The sequence below is a fragment of the Embleya sp. NPDC005971 genome (genome assembly GCF_040629175.1).
Classification (GTDB): domain Bacteria; phylum Actinomycetota; class Actinomycetes; order Streptomycetales; family Streptomycetaceae; genus Embleya.
In genome coordinates this window covers 1-16536 of record NZ_JBEXUX010000078.1, presented here as the reverse complement: position 1 = coordinate 16536, position 16536 = coordinate 1, and the positions used below count along the sequence as shown (strand labels likewise).

15 protein-coding genes are annotated in these 16536 nt (G+C 70.1%); 6 read left to right on the top strand and 9 right to left on the bottom strand.

Annotated features, from left to right (window positions below):
• Window positions 1-246: 246 nt before the first annotated feature.
• Entirely contained in the window at window positions 247-576 is a 330-nt protein-coding gene (locus tag ABZ374_RS41235; RefSeq protein ID WP_360322302.1) for an AzlD domain-containing protein, read from the bottom strand.
• On the bottom strand, window positions 569-1321 hold the full coding sequence (locus tag ABZ374_RS41230) for an AzlC family ABC transporter permease (protein ID WP_360322299.1): 753 nt from the start codon (window positions 1319-1321) through the stop codon (window positions 569-571). Before ABZ374_RS41230 ends, ABZ374_RS41235 begins: the two co-directional genes overlap by 8 nt.
• Window positions 1322-1384: 63 nt before the next feature.
• On the opposite strand from ABZ374_RS41230, the gene ABZ374_RS41225 reads away from it, so the two are divergent.
• The 3 genes from ABZ374_RS41225 to ABZ374_RS41215 all read left to right on the top strand — a co-directional run bounded on the left by ABZ374_RS41225 (window position 1385) and on the right by ABZ374_RS41215 (window position 3044).
• Window positions 1385-1843, top strand: coding sequence for an Lrp/AsnC family transcriptional regulator (locus tag ABZ374_RS41225; RefSeq protein ID WP_360322296.1), 459 nt, complete (start codon window positions 1385-1387; stop codon window positions 1841-1843).
• 248 nt (window positions 1844-2091) lie between these two features.
• A complete protein-coding gene (locus tag ABZ374_RS41220) occupies window positions 2092-2250 on the top strand; it encodes a hypothetical protein (RefSeq protein ID WP_360322293.1) in 159 nt (52 codons plus the stop codon).
• Window positions 2247-3044 (top strand): hypothetical protein, encoded by a 798-nt coding sequence (locus ABZ374_RS41215; protein WP_360322290.1) that lies wholly within the window; start codon window positions 2247-2249, stop codon window positions 3042-3044. The genes ABZ374_RS41220 and ABZ374_RS41215 overlap by 4 nt, the downstream gene beginning before the upstream one ends.
• 488 nt (window positions 3045-3532) lie before the next feature.
• On the opposite strand, the gene ABZ374_RS41210 is transcribed toward ABZ374_RS41215, so the two are convergent.
• Window positions 3533-4609 (bottom strand): site-specific integrase, encoded by a 1077-nt coding sequence (locus ABZ374_RS41210; protein WP_360322287.1) that lies wholly within the window; start codon window positions 4607-4609, stop codon window positions 3533-3535.
• A gap of 377 nt (window positions 4610-4986) precedes the next feature.
• Here ABZ374_RS41210 and ABZ374_RS41205 point away from each other — a divergent pair, with 377 nt between their 5' ends.
• Window positions 4987-7131: an MMPL family transporter gene (locus ABZ374_RS41205; protein WP_360322284.1), complete on the top strand. Its 2145-nt coding sequence runs from the start codon at window positions 4987-4989 to the stop codon at window positions 7129-7131.
• 164 nt (window positions 7132-7295) lie between these two features.
• On the opposite strand, the gene ABZ374_RS41200 is transcribed toward ABZ374_RS41205, so the two are convergent.
• Entirely contained in the window at window positions 7296-8762 is a 1467-nt protein-coding gene (locus ABZ374_RS41200; protein ID WP_360322281.1) for an MFS transporter, read from the bottom strand.
• Window positions 8763-8821: 59 nt separating this feature from the next.
• On the opposite strand from ABZ374_RS41200, the gene ABZ374_RS41195 reads away from it, so the two are divergent.
• On the top strand, window positions 8822-9346 hold the full coding sequence (locus ABZ374_RS41195) for a MarR family transcriptional regulator (RefSeq protein ID WP_360322278.1): 525 nt from the start codon (window positions 8822-8824) through the stop codon (window positions 9344-9346).
• 405 nt (window positions 9347-9751) lie between these two features.
• Here ABZ374_RS41195 and ABZ374_RS41190 read toward each other — a convergent pair whose 3' ends face one another.
• The 5 genes from ABZ374_RS41190 to ABZ374_RS41170 all read right to left on the bottom strand — a co-directional run bounded on the left by ABZ374_RS41190 (window position 9752) and on the right by ABZ374_RS41170 (window position 15238).
• Window positions 9752-10894, bottom strand: coding sequence for a transposase (locus tag ABZ374_RS41190; protein WP_360322275.1), 1143 nt, complete (start codon window positions 10892-10894; stop codon window positions 9752-9754).
• A 2-nt stretch (window positions 10895-10896) separates the two neighbouring features.
• The gene (locus tag ABZ374_RS41185; protein ID WP_360322273.1) at window positions 10897-12834 is read right to left on the bottom strand and encodes a DUF4158 domain-containing protein; all 1938 of its coding nucleotides are present in this window, start codon (window positions 12832-12834) and stop codon (window positions 10897-10899) included.
• Window positions 12835-13087: 253 nt separating this feature from the next.
• The gene (locus ABZ374_RS41180; RefSeq protein ID WP_360322270.1) at window positions 13088-13969 is read right to left on the bottom strand and encodes an alpha/beta hydrolase; all 882 of its coding nucleotides are present in this window, start codon (window positions 13967-13969) and stop codon (window positions 13088-13090) included.
• A 38-nt stretch (window positions 13970-14007) separates the two neighbouring features.
• On the bottom strand, window positions 14008-14202 hold the full coding sequence (locus ABZ374_RS41175; protein ID WP_360322267.1) for a hypothetical protein: 195 nt from the start codon (window positions 14200-14202) through the stop codon (window positions 14008-14010).
• 457 nt (window positions 14203-14659) lie between these two features.
• Window positions 14660-15238, bottom strand: a complete 579-nt coding sequence (locus ABZ374_RS41170; RefSeq protein WP_360322265.1) for a helix-turn-helix domain-containing protein — start codon at window positions 15236-15238, stop codon at window positions 14660-14662.
• Between the two features lie 749 nt (window positions 15239-15987).
• Here ABZ374_RS41170 and ABZ374_RS41165 point away from each other — a divergent pair.
• Window positions 15988-16482, top strand: coding sequence for an ATP-binding protein (locus tag ABZ374_RS41165; protein ID WP_360322262.1), 495 nt, complete (start codon window positions 15988-15990; stop codon window positions 16480-16482).
• Window positions 16483-16536: the final 54 nt, after the last annotated feature.

The window sequence follows — 16536 nt, the reverse complement described above, 5'->3', positions numbered from 1 at the left end:
TTGGCCGCACGGCACGACGGGATCGTATGTCGACGGGAACAGACCTGCGGCTCCCGGCCACGTCCGGCACGTGCCCACCGCCCGCCGCGAAACGGCCCGTACGGATCGTGCAGCTGAGCCTGACGTCTACCGACGTGTCTCGACACGGCGTGGGAGCCCGTCGACGTGGCCTGCCGCGCTTCCCCGCCGTCCGCACCGTGGGCGTTCTTCGCGAGAAGCGACGGCGCCGGGTTTTCGTCAGGCGGCTCAGCGGGTGAAGACGGTGCCGACCAGAACCACGTGGACGGCTGTGCCGCCGAGGATGCTCAGCGGTGCGTTGCGGCGCCACACGTGCAGGCCGATGGTCACGGCCAGGGCGGCCGACGGGCCCAGGGAGCGCGTGTGGGTGAGCGGGAGGTCGCGCAGGCAGTAGACGACCAGGATCAGCATGACGCCGGCGGGCATGCGGGTGCCGAGGTACTGGATGGTCGGGCTGTTGCGCAGGGGTGTGAGGGCGGCGAAGGGCAGGGCGCGCAGGGCCCAGGTGACGGCGGCGGAGACGAGGACGGCGGCGATGAGGTACGGGCTGTCAGGCATGGCGCGGCTTCCTGCGGGTGGTGAGGTGGCGCGCCAGGAGACCGGCGGTGAAGAGGGTGAAGGCGGCCGGGAGCATCTGGCTCGGAAAGAGGAGTCTCGCGGCGAGGGCGCCGAGCAGGGCCAGTACCGGGGTGGGTATGTCGTCGCGCAGGTTCCGTACGGCGTCGAGGGCGAGGACGGTGAACAGTGCGGTCAGGGCGAAGTCCAGGCCGGTGACGCTCTCCGGGAGCAGGGCGCCGAGCAGGGCGCCGGCGGTGGAGCTGCCGACCCAGTACAGGTGCAGGAAGAGCTGGAGCCACAGGATGCGGCGGCCGGACCAGGAGCGCGCCTGCTCGCCGGTGGTCAGCGCGTATGCCTCGTCGCACAGGGCGTACGTGCTGTACGCCCTGCCGAGGCGGCCGTGCACGCGGTGCAGGGGGAAGGACAGCGCGTAGAAGACATGCCGGACGTTCACCATGAACGCGGACAGCGCAATGGCCGCCAGTGGGGCGGCGGCGGTGACCAGTCCGATGAGCAGAAACTCGAACGATCCGCCGAAAGCGAGCGCGGCGGACAGCCCGGCCCACCACCACGGCAGGTCCGCCTGCGTCACCAGCGCGCCGAAGGCGAGCCCGAGCGGAAGGAACGCCAGGCCCACACCGAGGGAGTCCTTGAACGCCGCACGCGCGTGGGACGTCGTCGCGGACTCGAGGGCGGGTGGCGCGGACCGAAGGCGGCCACCGGCAACGACAGAATCTATTCCCATGTATGTAATTGTAGGAAAGTCTCGACCTAATATGGTTGCCAATTATGGCACTATGATTTCCATATGAGCAATGAACTGCACCTCGATGCCGTTGATCGCGACATTTTGTTTCACCTGCGCCGGGACGGGCGGCTGACCAACGTCGAGCTGGCCAAGCGGGTCGGTCTGACCGCGCCGCCCTGCCTGCGCCGGGTCAAGCGGCTGGAAGAGGTCGGCGTCATCACCGGCTACCGGGCCCTCATCAACCCCGAGGCCCTGGGCCGTGGCCTGGAGGTGCTCCTCGACGTGGAAATCTACGCCCAGGACCGCAAGAGCTTCGAGGAGTTCGAGGACACCGTTGCCTCCTACGAGGAGGTCGTCGAGTTCCGTCGCATGTACGGGCGCCCCGACTACTTCATCCGCGTGGCCGTTGCCGACCACGCCGCCTACGAAGCCTTCCTCACCGGCAAGCTCAGCGGCCTACCCGCCGTCCGGCGGATCGAGTCCCACCTGACCATGAAGGAAATCAAGACCGACCGCTAGCCACCCGGCAACATGTTCACCGCGTCGTCCTTGACGGCCGGCGCTTCTCGATCGACGGCCGATCGTCTCGGTCACGCGACCAGGGTCCGGCGGGTAGGAGCCGTCCAGGTGGCGCTGATCCCGGCATGACCCCGAGCGCGTCGTTCGGGACCGTGCAACCGTGGGCTCGGAAAAGTATCGGCGTGATGGCTTCGGTCGTCATGAACCGTTCCCCTACGCCCTCGATTGCGTCAAAGGACCCGAAGTAGATGACCGGCGTCCTCGAGGATCGTCGCCACGCCCTGGACAAGGCGATGCGGACGCGCGGCGCGTGGTCCGAGGACACCCCGTGGGTGCGCGCCGCGTTCGAGGCGCTGCCCCGGCACGCGTTCGCGCCCGAGCGCCTGTGGGCGCCTGTGGACGGGTGACCAGCGTGGAGACCTCGGCGGAACTCGCCGACACGGCGGCCGGGAGGCTGGGGCGTGCCCGGGTTCGCGTCGACGTCGCGGTCGGCAACGGCGACCTCAGCCGGCCCGCAACGGCCCCCTACGACCGGATGATCGCCACCTACGCCGTCGACCACGTCCCCTGGGCCTGGATCGAACAGACCGTCCCCGGCGGCGACCTGCTCTTCCCTCTCGGGCGCACGGGCCACTTCGCCGTCACCGTCGCCGACGACCACCGCAGCACCCGGGGCTGGATGCACGGCTTGGCCCAATTCATGAACGCACGCGACACACCGGCGCCCGCCGCCACCGTCCGCTCCTATACGCAGGTCCGCGCCGGCCGCGCGCCCGACGACAAGCGGGGCGTCGACCGCGACATCACTCCCCTGCACACCGACGTGAACCTGCTCTGGGCGCTGTGCATGGCCCTGCTCGACATCGTCTACACCACCGACACCGACCAGGACGGCGTCAACGCCTGGATCCACGACGGCACCTCCTCCTGGGCCGTCGCCACCACCGGGCCCGACGGCAGCGCCCGCACCGAACAAGGCGGACCCCGCCGCCTGTTCGACGCGGTCGAAACCGCCTGGGACGCATGGACCACACACGGACAGGTCAACCGCCGGGACCACGGCATCACCATCACCGAGCGCGGGCGTGCTCCAGGACGCTCGGCACGTACAGGGCGGGGAGGCCCTCGGCTACGGCCTCGACGGCGGCGTACGCGTCGGCGGAGAACATCGGGCGGTCGTCGGCGATGGAGCTGTGGGTGATACTCATGCTTTCCTCGCATGTGGCCCGGAGCCGGCGTCGACGGCCCCGGGCTTCATGCTGTCGACACGGAACCGGACGACACGGGGAAGCAGCGAAACGCCGCGCCGACCGGCAGCCGTCATATTCCCGGATTTGCGGAGGTATGAATGGTGATCGAAGTCGACCCATGGGGATTGCCGGGCGTATATGGGGGGCCACCGGAGTACGCCCGAAACCTGCATCCGAGGGTGGGAAGGGCGGTGTCTTCTGCCGCTGGGCGTGCGGGTGGGGCGCGGATGGTGTCAGCCGGACCTGGGACCGCCGCCGAGCACGCCTAACCGCAATGCCGTTGACATATGCCGACCCGCCTTCGTCGAGATCTGCAAATCCGCCCGATTTTAGGGTGATTTGCAGATCTCGACGGTGGGCACGGCCACGCAACGCGCGTATGTCAACGGCATTGCGCCTAACCGGGGGCTGCTCCCGACCGTAGCGAGCGGCGTCGTCGTCAGCGGGGGGTGGTGCGTCGGGCGGCTGGGTCACGTTCCGCGACGTGTCGGGCGACGGCGTCGACACCGGGGCGGGCGTACCGCTCCAGGGAGCGTACGGAGGCGTGCCGGGAGCGGGCGAGGAGCATAGGGGTGGATGTGCCGTCTTCGGCGTCGTGGGTGAGCGCGCTGTGGCGGAGCTGGTGCAGCGTCCACCCCTCCAACTCTGCGACGTCTTCGGGGCGGGCGAGCGGGTTGGCGAGGATCCGGGTGGCTTCCTCGAAGATCTCGGCGGCGCGCCGGTAGGACAACCGCGCGCGGCCGGTTACCGGGCAGGTGTCCAGCGTGGGGGTGCGTGCTGGGGCTTTGCGGGTGGTGAGGAACAGTGGGCCGTGGGTGCGGCCGGCGATCAGGCGTGGTAGGAGTTGCGCGGTTCCGGACTGCCAGTGGATCCACTCGGTGGCGTCGCCTTTGGCGGTGGTGCGGCCGCGTTTGTCGCCGGGCAGCAGGTCTTCGACGTTGAGGCACAGGGCTTCGTCGGCGCGGGCGGCGCTCTCGTAGAGCAGCTTCCACAGCGTCTTGTCGCGCAGCGGGACGTCGAGCCGCCACAGCGCGGCCATCTGGGAGCGCGCCAGTGCGCGGGTGCGGTCGGCGGGGGCGGGGCGGCGTTCGATGCCGAGTGCGGGGTCGCTGGTGATCCAGCCGTGGACCTGCCACCAGCCGATCGCCTTGCGGGCGATGGACAGTTCGCGGTTGACGGTGTCGGCGTCGAGGGCGTCCGCGCGGGCGGCCGCGAGCTCGGCGAGGACCGGAGGCAGGCCGGGGTCGTCGAGGGCGGCGAGGTCGAACGGGTCGGGTCGGGCGCCGCGGCGCGCGGGCCCGAGGGGCGCGGGTTCGCCGCGCAGAAGCCATCCCCAGGTGGTGAGCGCGATGCGGTAGATCCGCGCGGAGGACTTGGCGATGCTGGCGCCGGTTAGGTACCGCTCGACCGCGGCCTCGTACGTCGGCGGCGGCGGCGAGAGCGGCACCACGTGTCCGCGCGGCGCCGGGACGGTGTGGCCGTTTTGCGGTGCTGCCGCCGCCTGTTCGAGCGCCATGCCCGTTCCTTTGCTTCTGCCGCAGCAAATGCGTACACCTCGCCTCGCGGCCGCAGGCGCGGACGCGCAGGTCGCAGGGATCAGGCTAGGTGGTCTGCCGCAGTAAATCCGGTGTTTACTGCGGCAGTTCCGGGACGGGTGCACGCGCAGCCGGTCCATGCGCGCTGACGACACCGCGGGTGCCCGCGGCGGTGCCCGCGCCGCGCATCGTCGTTCGCCGGCGGCCGCCTCGCCGCGGCCGCCGAGCCCCGCCCTCGCCGGGCTCGGTGCCTCGATGCCCTGGACGCCACCACACTCCAGGCGCTGCTTGCGCCCCGCCTGTAGGTCTGGGACAGTCACGAAATCACTAATGAAATTAGCAATCCTGTGAGGTTCTCATGTCGCCACCCAAGCTCCCGGATCACGCCGGATCCCCGCTGCGTGTCCTGCGTGCGCGTCCGCGGGCGCTTGCTGCCACGGTGCTGCTCCTGACGCTGGCGTTCGTCGGTGCCGTGTTCGCGCTCGGTCCCGCGGAGGCGAACACCGCCGGTGCGGACCGGGCGAATCTGCCTGCGTCCTCGCAGTCGGGCAAGGTCGCGGACATCGTCGACGGGCTGGGCAGCGGCGGCCGGACTCCGGTGCTCGTCGTCTACAGCCGTACCGACGGCGCCGCACTCACCGAGGCCGACCGGGCGGCGGTGGCCGGCCGGGCCGCGCCGCTCGGCGCCACCGGCCTCGACGGCGTCCCGTCCGAGGTGATGTTCGACCCCACGGGCACGGTCGCCACGGTGCAGGTGCCGGTCTCGGACACGCTGGAGGGCAAGGACAACGACAAGGCCGTCGAGCGTGTGCGCGAGGTGGCGTCCGACGGCGTGGACGAGCCGCTGCGTGCCCAGGTCACCGGTGGCCCGGCGGTGTCCGCGGACCTGAACAAGGTGTTCGACGGTGCGGACGTCACCCTGTTGCTGGTGACCGCGCTGGTGGTCGCCGTGCTGTTGCTGGTGACGTACCGCAGTCCGGTGCTGTGGCTGGTGCCGCTGATCGTCGTGGCGATCGGCGACCGCCTGGCCACCGTGGTGGTGGGCGCGCTCGCGCCGAAGGTCGATGTGGCGGTGGACAGTTCGGCCGCGGGCATCTTGTCGGTGCTGGTGTTCGGGGCCGGTACCAACTACGCCCTGCTGCTGGTCTCCCGCTACCGCGACGACCTGCGGGTGGAGGCGGACCGGTTCACCGCGATGCGACGCGCGCTGCGCGGTGTCGCCCCCGCCGTGCTGGCGAGCGGCAGCACTGTGGTGCTGAGTCTGCTCACGCTCCTGGCCGCTGAGCTGACGGTCAACCGCGGGCTCGGGTTCGCAGGTGCGTGCGGGATCGTCATCGCGATGTTCTTCGGACTCGTCGTGCTGCCCGCGGCGCTGGTGCTGCCCGGCCGCTGGCTGTTCTGGCCGCTGATCCCCCGGGTCGGCGACCCGGTCGCCGCGGACCGGGACGGAGTATGGACGAAGCTGGGCCGGGTCGTCTCGGCGCGTCCGGTCCTGGTGTCCGTGGGCGCGACGGCGGTTCTCGCGGCACTGGCGTGCGGACTGTTCGGCACGTCCGTGGGCCTGTCGCAGAACGAGCTGTTCCGCGAGACGCCCGAGAGCGTCCAAGGCGCGAAGACATTGGAATCGGTACTGCCGGCCGGGGCCACCCAACCGCTGACCGTGGTGTCCTCGGCCGCCGCCGGGACGCAGGTCGCGACGACGGCCGAGGGAGTCGAGGGCGTCTCCTCGGTCGCACCGGGCACCGCGTCGGAGCGGTACGCGGTCACCGACGTGGTCCTGGACTCCGCCCCCGGGAGCAGCCGGTCCGACGCCACGATCGTGCGGCTGCGCCAGGCTCTCGCCGAAGTCCCGGGCGCCGATGCGCTGGTCGGCGGAACGACTGCGGGCGAGTACGACGTGGCCAAGGCGACCAGCCGCGACACCCGCGTTGTTGTGCCGCTGGTCCTGGCCATCGTGTTCGTCGTCCTGGTGCTGCTGCTCCGGGCCGTGGTGGCGCCGGTGCTGCTCGTGCTGACGGTGGTGGCGACGTACTTCTCCGCCTTGGGGGCGGCCGAGGTGGTGTTCAGTACCGTCTACGACTTCCCGGCGCTGGACGACAACGTGCCGCTGCTGTCGTTCCTGTTCCTGGTCGCGCTCGGCGTCGACTACAACATCTTCCTGATCGCCCGCACCCGCGAGGACACCGTCGCCGGGCACGACACTCGGGCAGCGGTCCTGCGGGCCCTGGCGTCCACCGGGGGCGTCATCACCAGCGCGGGCATCCTGCTGGCCGCGGTGTTCGCGGTCCTGGGCGTGCTGCCGCTGATCACCCTGACGCAGATCGGCGTCATCGTGGGCGCGGGCGTCCTGCTCGACACCTTGATCGTCCGTACCGTGCTGGTCCCCGCGCTCGTCGTGATGACCGGCAAGCGCTTCTGGTGGCCGGGACGACCGGAAGAGTCGGCCGGCACCAGGAAGGGCGAGGCGCCCGAGCCGACACACGTGGCCCACAGCGTGGGCTGACACCCGAGGACGTCGCACCAGCACGGGACCGGCGGTTCCCGCTGCGCAGATCAAGAAGTCCTCACAGGTCACGGGGGTGACGCTTGGGGTTCGCGGAACGGCCTGGTGTCCGGGCTCCGGCGGTGGTCGCGGAGCCCGGACACCAGGCCGGAGTCGGAACGGGATCAGACGGCCGACTTCTCCAACAGCTCTTCGCGGGCCACATGCTGCTCATCCTCCGGCCGCCCCTTCTTGGGCAGCAGGAAGGTGGCGGCGAGGAACGCCAGGAGGACGCACACCTGGGCGATCAGCGCGTGCTGGGCGCCCGGGACGAAGTCCCCGTGGTCGGCGCGGGCGAAGAACAGCGAGCCGAACACCGCCACGCCGATGGACCCGCCGATCGACTGGACCGCCGACAGCACGCCGGACGCGGAGCCGATCTCGTGGTCGTCGACCGCCGCCAGGATGAAGCTGAACAGTGCGGCGATCACCATGCCGGCACCGATTCCGGAGACGACGACGCCGGGGGCGATGTCCCAGATGGAGAAGGAACTTCCGAGGCTGTCGAGCTCCCACCACAGCAGACCCGCGCCGGCGAGCTGGATCAGCGGGCCGACCTGGATGACCACCCGGCCGATCCTGTCGGCCAGGAAGGCGCCGCTGACCGCGCCGCCGACGGCGGTGCCCAGGGCCAGCGGAAGGTTGCCCAGCCCGGCTTCACCGGCGGTGAAGTGCTGTCCGATCTGCAGGAACAGGGTGAGCACGAGCTGCGTGCCGACCAGGCCGCTGAAGAACAACGCGATGCCGCCCAGCCCGACCGTGAAGGCGGGCTTGCGCAACAAGGCAGGGGCGACCAGAGGTTCACGGCCCTGTGCGGCCGCGCGGCGCTGCCGGCGCGCGAAGAGGACGAATCCGAGCGCGGAACCGGCGATCGACAGCCAGGTCCACAGCGGCCAGCCGTCCTCCTGGCCCTGGTTGAGCGGAAGGACCAGCAGGGCGCAGGACGCCACGACCAGCGCCGCGCCGACCAGGTCGATGCCGACCGCGCGGTCGCCCGGCTTCCTGGGGATGACCTTGGCGGCGACGACCAGCGCGGCGATGCCGACGGGCAGGTTGACCAGGAAGACCAGGCGCCAGCCCAGGCCGAAGAAGTCGGCGGAGATCAGCCCGCCGCCCAGGACCGGACCGATGATGCCGCCGAGCCCGAGGACCGGGCCGAAGATCCCGAAGACCTTGGCGAGTTCCGCCCCCGAGAAGTTCTCCCGGAGCAGCCCCAGGCCCTGCGGCAGCAGCAGCGCGCCGGAGGTGCCCTGCAACAGCCGGAAGGCGATCAGCAGTTCGATGCTCGGCGCGACCGCGCAGAGCAGCGAAGTCAGTGTGAAGGCGGCCAACCCGACGAGGAACGTCAGCCGGCGGCCGTAGCGGTCGCCGAGCCGTCCGCCCAGGATCAGCCCGGCCCCCAGGGTCAGCGCGTAGCCGCCGATCACCCACTGGAGTCCGACCGATCCGGCACCGAGGGACTCCTCCAGCTCGGGCCCGGCGACGTTGACGATCGACGCGTCGAGAAGGTCCATCAGCTCGGCGACCAGCATCACCACCAGGATCAGCCACCGCCACTTGTACGGCGGAGCGCCGGTCCGGTCGGGTTCCATAGAATCTCACTCCATTGGTTACCAATATCATTAGCAATATCGAGAGTATCCTGGTGCCCATGGATGTCAAACGGGCCGACGCCGGCCGAGCCGCGAAGGACCAGCAGACGCAACCGGCGCGCAGGAACCCCGCGCGTGCACGCCGGAGCGCGGGCAGCCACGGGGACATCCGCGACCAGCTGCGCACCCTGACGCTGCGCCAGCAGCGCTTCGAGCGCTACCTGGGCCGCGAGATGCGGGTGGACGCCGCCGGACTCGCCGTCATGGACCACCTCATCGCGCACGGGCCGGCCACCCCGACCGAGCTGGCCCGCCGCCTGGACGCCTCGACCGCGGCGACCACCCTGGTCATCGACCGGCTGGTGGCGGGCGGGCACGCCAGCCGGGCACCGCACCCGACCGACCGCCGCAAGGTGGTCGTCTCCCCCGCCGAGGACTGGGAGGCGTCCGCCTTCGAGCACGTCGCGCCGATCGTCCACGGCGTGAACGCGGCCGTCGAAGCCCTCACCGACAAGGACCGGGCGACGGTGAAGGCATTCCTGGACCGGGTCCTCAAGGCATACGACGACGCGATCAAGCCCTGAACCCCAGCGTCGCCCCCAGCGGCCGGTCGGCGAGCTCGGCGTAGTCGCGGCGCTCCCACCGGTAAGCGCCGCCCGAAATCCCCACACGACCGCCCACAACGCCGAACCGTCGCAGGCCCGTTCGCCTCCCTTCGGGACGAGGTGCCGCATGGGACGCACGACCCACACCCCCGGCCGCCCTGCTGGAACGAACCCGACCGAACGCCTGACAGGCCGCCGCGGCAACTGCTGCCACGCTGGACCACGTCCGGTGTGCCGCGTTTCGGACCCGGGGACCAAGCCTGTGGCGGGCCGTACCTCTGGGCTCTCGGGCCGACGGCACACCGGTGCGTTGCCCGCCGCGTTCGGCCGGCTGCGCCCGCGCCGACCGTACGGCACCGAGCCGAACAACGGCGCGTCCTTCGTTCACACCCGCCCGGTGGGGAACAGTGCGCTGGGGACCAGGTCGAGCCGGGTGTCGGGTTCCTCGTCGGGCGGGGTCAGATCGAGGGCGAAGTCGCCGAAGCGGCGGATGGTGTGGGTGATGTACGGCGAGACGGTGGCCAGGTCGTCCAAGTCGACGGGGTGCCCCTCGGCGGCCAGCGCGTTCGCCGCCGCCGTGATGTCGCAGGCGTTGGAATAGATCACGCAGTTCGCGAGCAGCTCGTTGAACTTGATGATCTTCTCCTGGTGCTCGGGGTCGTTGCTGCCGATGAGCTTCCCGCCGAACATCAGCCAGTCGGAGAAGCCGTGGAACGCCTCGGCCCGGTTGGTGATCGCGGTGATCTGCTCTCGCAACGAGGGATCCGAGAGGTACCTCGACAACGTGATCGTGCGAATGACCCGGCCCAGTTCCCGGAACGCCCGGTACAAGCGGTTCTTCCGCGAGTTGTTGCCCAGCCGACGCAGCAGCGTCACCGACGACAAACGCCCCTCGCGGATCGAGATCGCTGTGCGCAACAGGTCTGACCAGTGCGTTTCGATCAGCCGCCAGTCGATGACGTTGTCGCCGAACAGCGAGTCGATGTGCTCGTACCGCGCGTCCGCGCCGGGCCGGTAGAAGTTCAGGTCCTTCCAGTTGCGGATACGCGGAAGAAGGTCGAACCCGAGCAGGGCCGCCAATCCAAAGACCGGCAGGGACTGGCCTTGCGTATCGGCGTGGATCGTATCCGGGGCGATGTCCGAGTCGTTCTGCAGGAGTCCCTCGATGATGTAGACGGCCTCCCACACGCCGCACGGGATGAAGTGGCTGAACAAGGCGATATACGTGTCGGAGATGTGCCGGTACGCGATCCCGCCGTACCCGCCGGACCGGATGTGGGATTCGGCGAGGAGGTTGTTCTCCCACGTCTCGATCTGCGTGCCGTCTGCGGCGACCACGTTCCCGTCGCCCCACATCCCGGCCACGTCCAGCCGGGCGAACGCGTTGATCACGTCCACCGACGCGGCGTGGATCCGGTTCGGCGCCGCGTGCTTGTTTCCCGTCGTCGCCAGCTCGTGCACGGACACCTGCCCGCGCATGTGCCTCGCCACCTGCGCCGCACCCAGCAGCGTCCCGTTCGCGAACACGGTCAGCAGCGGCGCAGCGCGTCGCGGATCTTGCGGTCGGACCCCGACGCCGGGCCGAAGTGCCGGTGCCAGTTCAGCAGATACGCCGTGCGGATCAAGATGTCCAGCAGCGCCCGCTCGGGCAGCCGCTCGTGCACGGCCGTCTCCAACACCAGCGCGGACGGCCGCCGGTCCACCCCCTTGCGGCGTTTGAGCTGCGGGCGCCCGCCCTCCAAGACGAGGTCGGTGTTGCCCGGATAGCCCGCGTCCACCTGGGCCGCAGCGGTCGTGAGCTGGTCGCGGTAGAACGCCACGACCGCGGCCGCCTCGACGGGGATGCCTGCCTGCCCGCAGTACCGGTCCACCAGTGGCGCGCACTCCTTCCACGACATCAGCTGCGCGTGCAGGTTGGCGTACGAGTCCGACCCGGTCACCGCGATGTCCCCGGACCGCAACTCGGCGGCGAGGTAGGAGAACACGCACACCTCCAAGTGCCGCCGCACCAGTCGCCCCGGATGCCGTGCGTCCCGCAGGATCCGCCGCCAGCCCTCACCTGCAAAGCCCTCGTCCAAGGTCAGCACGACAGGACGCCCGTCCTTCTCGACGGTGACCTGCTCGTCGACGAACTCGCCGGTCCGCGTCCGGTTCGCGCGGATGAACTCCACCGCGTCCAACACCGCCCGGTCCGCGCTGGTCGCCTCCAGCTCCACCGTGTCCAGCAGCGTGAACAACGCCGAGCGGCTGCTGCGGTAGTGCCCCTCCAACAGCGGTAGGTAGTTGTTGCCATGGTGCGCGGACACCGCCTCGTGCGTCCGGGACAGCGCGTCCAACCCGCCCGCCCCCGCCAACGTCTTGAGCACCAGCCGCCCGGCCCGCTCGCTGACCTCCCCCTCGGGCGGGTCCGGCGTGCCCGCGCCCACCCCGGCCGCCGGCTCCTCGGCCTCCGGCGCCGCGAGCGCCTCGCGGACCGCCGACAGCACATCGCCGAACACCGCCGTCAGCCGCTCGGTCTCCGCACGGTGCGCCTCGCGCAACCCCTCCAACTGCTCGCGGCCCTTGCGGTGGATGGTCGCCATCCGCTTGCAGAACATCGTCGCGACCTCGTCGCGGGCCGCGGCCCGGCAGACGTGGATCAGACTCGCCAGCATCGTGAGCCGCTTGGCCTCGCCGACCTTGCGCAGGTCGCCCACATCGGCCACCCGCGCCTCACCCGCAAAATGCGCGACCTTCGCGGCCGGCACCCCCGCCAGCCACCGGTCCGTCGGGCCCAGAGCGTCCAGGCCCTGCAGATATCCCAGCCGTGCCTTGAACTTGCCCAGCGACGGCGCCTTCGCCACCGCCTTGAGCCCGTCGAAGTCACTGCGCCGGGTGGTCGGATCAACCAGCAGCAGGCGGCCCAGCCGGGCGCGGTCCGCGTGGTCCAGACGGCCCGCGACCGCGGCGAACAGACCAGTGTTGAACTCGGTCCGGACCGCGGTCACCATGCGGTCCAGTGTGCTGAAGCCGGGCAGCTCGCAGCGCGCCCGGACCAGTTCCTCCAACGCCACGTTGATCAGGTCGGCGGGGTTGTCCTTGGTGGCCACCGCCTTGCGGACCGCCTCCTCGGCGATCGCCGCCACCTTGGCCGGCTCGTACGTCACGCCCAGGAACTCCCGGACCAGCTCGCGGTGCCGCGACAGCGTCCGCTCCGCGTCATGTCCCGCCAGCACCTCGGCGCCCAGGCCCAGCACACCCCGCACATGGTCAACCACTACCGGCGGCACGTCGGGCAGCTTGGGGAAGTACCCCAACCGCTGGTAGCTCTTCAACAGCACCAGCAGCGACAGCCCGTTCGCCTGGGTCTGCGTACGCGCATCAGCCCACGAGACCTCTTCGGCAGTCGGAGTGAACGCCTCCGCCAACTCCCGGGCTGGCACCACCCGCTTGAACCGCGGGTATGCGGTGCGATCGATCGACGCCACCCGCCACCCCCGCAGCAGCCACTACCCGGACACCACGCACGCTATCCAGCACGCGAACCCCCGCCCCACCCGGGTCGCTTACCCGGCCTGCCCACCCTCGGATGCAGGTTTCGGGCGTATTCCGGTGGCCCCCCTATATCGACCGGAAAGCCCTGGGGGCCTCCCGGCGGCGCGAGACCGGGCAGGTCCGCTCAGCCTTGAGGCCCCCACGGCGCGCAGGCCGCTTCAGCTCCCGAAGCTCGGCCGGGTGCGGTTACAGATGCGCGGCCAGGAACGGCAGGACGACGTCGGCCATCTCGTCGGGCACTTCCTCCGCGAGGTCGTGGCCGGCGTCGAATACGTGTCCGGTGACGTCGTGGGCCATGAGCCGCATCTGGGACTCGTTGCGGTCGCCGATGAACGCGGATCCGCCGAGCGCCAGGACCGGGATGTCCAGCTTCTTCTGCGCGGCCCGCCGGTTCTGTTCGGCGTCGACGAGCATCGCCCGGTAGATCGAGAGCATCGCGCGGATTCCGCCGGGCATGGAGTAGCAGCGCACGTATTCGTCGACCGCGTCGGAGCCGGCGCTGTCGGGATGGCTGCGCTCGAACTTGATCATGTAGGTGATCAACTCACGCTCGTGTCCGGCGATCAGCATTTCGGGTACGTCCGGCTGGAAGTAGAAGCCCAGATGCCACAGGTGCATGCCACCGGCGACATTCTCTGGAGTGAGGGCCGTGTGGTCCTCGAAGCCGAATCCGGGGAACAGTGCCTCGGTGAACACGAGGGCGGTGACGTGGTCGCGGTGGCGGGCGGCGAGTTGGTAGCCGATCACCGCTCCCCAGTCCTCGCCCGCCACGGCGTACGTCTCGTGTCCGAGGTGGGTCATCAACTCGGCGACGTCGTCGCTCATCGTCGCGGAGTCGTAGCCGTCCGCGGGACGGGCGGAGTCGCCGAGGCCGCGTAGGTCCGGTACAACAACGGTGTAATGGGGCGCCAGCTTCGGGACCAGGTGGCGCCAGTGGTAGCCGGTCTTGGGCACACCGTGCAACAGCACCACCGCTGGGCCGGACCCGGCCGTCCGGTAATGCAGACTCGTTCCGTTGACGATGGCACGGCCCGTGCGGACGGGCATTCCGTCGTGGTCGAACATCATGTTCTCCAACCTTTCTGTCGCACTTCGCGATACGGGTGTCAGTGGGCTTGCGGAGGGTCGACGACGGTCACCAGGCGACTCGGTCCGGTGCCGTCCGTGGTTGTCCGGGCAGCGAACGGGCCGGCGGAGCGCAGAGTGACGTTCTCCGGGTAGAGCCGACCGAGCAGGGCCGGCAGCACGAGGTCGTCCTGGCCGGTGGCGTCCAGGGTGACGTCGCCTGCTTGCGTCCACACCAACCCCGGTGCGCGCAGTGCGAACCACACAGCCGCGGTGCAAGGCGCGGCATCCGTGTGCGCGTCGTCCGCGGCGGGGTCCGGCCGGTGGGCGAAGCGGTGGCCGCGCAGGGCCTGGCCGAGGTCGACGTGGGCGGTGGGCGTTCCAGCGGCTACCGCCCAGAGTCGGCGTGCTCGGGATGGGTGCGGGGGGGCACGCGTCCTCCGAAGTTTTCGATTGAAGCAGGGCGGGGTCGCCGGATCCCGTGTTCGGGCGGGCGCAGGCGGCTTTTCTGGATCATCTGATACAGATTGCGATCATGAAAAAGGGCTCTGTCTCCGGAAGCGTGAATGATCTTCGAGTCGCGGGATCAGACGGGGTGAACCGGGCCTGGAACAGCGCCGATTCCTCGCCGCCGTCGCCAAGCAGCCGCGGCGGCCCGGGAATTCACGCCGGCGGAAACGGAGACTGAAAAAATCAGTCGAGGGCGGCCAGCGCGACCTCCACGAGGGGTTCGAGGGCGTGAGCGTCCGGGGTGATCTTCGCGGAGACCAGCAGTCCGTTGAGGAAGGTGACGAGGAAGGCAGCGAGGGTGTGCGGGTCGCGTCGCGTCGCGATCTCGCCCCGCTCCGCCGCGACCCGCAGCACCTCGGCAAGCGCGTCCCGACTGGCGTCCTGCATGTCCCGCACGGTGCGCCGGATCGCCGCATCCTTCGGCAGGCGCTCACAGGCGGCGTTGACCACCAGGCAGCCCCGGCCGTCGTCTTCCACCGCGATCCGGACCCGCTCGACCAGCATCGTGCGGATCGCCGACCGGGCGTCCGTCCCCTCCTCCAGGCTGCGCAGGGCGGCCGCCGCGAGGGTGGTGCGGTAGTGCTCCAGAGCCGCCCGGTACAGGCCCTCCTTGTCGCCGAACGCGGCATACAAGGATCCCTGCCCGATCCCCAACTGCTGGGTCAGGTCGCGTACCGAAGTCGCCTCGAAGCCACGCCTCCAAAACAGTTCCATCGCGCGGCTCACCGCCGCCTCGGTGTCGAACTCCCGGGTCCTTGCCATGACCCCACCGTAACTTATCTGGATCGATTGCTCAAGAAAAGGGATCGCGTCCTGACCACGCGCCGCTGCACAGGCCATACGCCCGCTCCGGCGTCGGCTCGGTCGCCCGACACGAGGGGTGGCACGGCCTTCCTCCCGGGCCGTTCGCAGCCGGCGCTGCACGGTCCGCGGTGATCCTCGGGCGGCGGCTGCCGCGAGTCGCAGGTATCCGGGCGTCAACACGCCTCGGCCCTCCAACTCCCGGAGGCGGGCGACCACTTGCTCCCGAAACGCGGCCGCCGGCACCACGCCGGTTGCCCACCCGTGGTCCTCGGGCGTCCCGGTCACCATCGCTCCCCGATTCCCTCCCGGCCGGGCCCGGGGCGCCTAGCGACCCGGCCATCGAAACACCGGCTTCCTCCGGAGAGCCGGAAACCGCGTCACCGTGACCCCGAAAACGGCAGCGTCGCTCTCGTCCTCGGGTTCGCAGGCGGGCGCAGAGACCCGCCTTCACGGGCGTCCGGTCCGCAATGGACCGTTTGCAACCATTTGAGAAATGGTTCATAATGGTTCAAGGATCTGAACCGTATAGGTCGATCCTCATGGTTCTCGATCGACCTGATGCGTCGTTACGGCACGGGACCTCGGGGTGTCGACGGGATCAAGCTCGGGACCTGCCGGAAGCCGATCGAATGGCATACCGAAAACCTGAAAACGGTTTCGGATCCTAGGCAGCGTCCTGTGGGGGTCACGGTCTGGAGGTTCCTCCCATGAACACCCGTCTTGCCACCCGCCCGGCACCCGCTCCGCGCGACGGGCGTCTGGTGATGATCCCGCTCGCTGCGGGCTTGGGTTCCGTGCCGTATGCACGTCGGCGCGCCGTGGAGGTGGCACGGTGCTGGGACCTGGCCGACGACGATGTCGAGGCCGTTCGCCTCGTGGTTTCCGAACTCGTCGGGAACGCGGTCCGGCACACGTGCGAGTGCGACGGCCGCGATCGAGAAGAACGGTCCGGCAGGAGTTCGCCGGCCATCCGTCTCTCCATGTGGACCATCGACGGGCTTTTGATCGTGCAGGTCGGCGACGACAGCCCGAGGCCGCCCATGGTCGGCCTCGGAGCACAGGACGATGAGCACGGGCGTGGGCTCTTCCTGGTCGCCGCGGAGGCCGAACAAGTCGGCTACCACCGGACTCCGGGGGGCGGCAAGGTCGTGTGGGCGGCGCGCGCGGTGTGTATGGGCGCGGTCGCGGCAGGCTGCTCGTGACGGGAGTGTCCCGGGTCCTCAGCGCGGATGAGCTCAGGTCTGCACTCCCCTCAC

What these genes read in the sequence shown, in the direction of transcription:
- ABZ374_RS41230 (WP_360322299.1), bottom strand. Translation starts at nt 1,321, where the DNA reads ATGGGAATAGATTCTGTCGTTGCCGGTGGCCGCCTTCGGTCCGCGCCA.
- ABZ374_RS41205 (WP_360322284.1), top strand. Translation starts at nt 4,987, where the DNA reads ATGTCGCCACCCAAGCTCCCGGATCACGCCGGATCCCCGCTGCGTGTC.
- ABZ374_RS41200 (WP_360322281.1), bottom strand. Translation starts at nt 8,762, where the DNA reads ATGGAACCCGACCGGACCGGCGCTCCGCCGTACAAGTGGCGGTGGCTG.
- ABZ374_RS41165 (WP_360322262.1), top strand. Translation starts at nt 15,988, where the DNA reads ATGAACACCCGTCTTGCCACCCGCCCGGCACCCGCTCCGCGCGACGGG.
- ABZ374_RS41180 (WP_360322270.1), bottom strand. Translation starts at nt 13,969, where the DNA reads ATGATGTTCGACCACGACGGAATGCCCGTCCGCACGGGCCGTGCCATC.
- ABZ374_RS41225 (WP_360322296.1), top strand. Translation starts at nt 1,385, where the DNA reads ATGAGCAATGAACTGCACCTCGATGCCGTTGATCGCGACATTTTGTTT.
- ABZ374_RS41195 (WP_360322278.1), top strand. Translation starts at nt 8,822, where the DNA reads ATGGATGTCAAACGGGCCGACGCCGGCCGAGCCGCGAAGGACCAGCAG.
- ABZ374_RS41170 (WP_360322265.1), bottom strand. Translation starts at nt 15,238, where the DNA reads ATGGCAAGGACCCGGGAGTTCGACACCGAGGCGGCGGTGAGCCGCGCG.
- ABZ374_RS41220 (WP_360322293.1), top strand. Translation starts at nt 2,092, where the DNA reads ATGACCGGCGTCCTCGAGGATCGTCGCCACGCCCTGGACAAGGCGATG.
- ABZ374_RS41235 (WP_360322302.1), bottom strand. Translation starts at nt 576, where the DNA reads ATGCCTGACAGCCCGTACCTCATCGCCGCCGTCCTCGTCTCCGCCGCC.
- ABZ374_RS41210 (WP_360322287.1), bottom strand. Translation starts at nt 4,609, where the DNA reads ATGGCGCTCGAACAGGCGGCGGCAGCACCGCAAAACGGCCACACCGTC.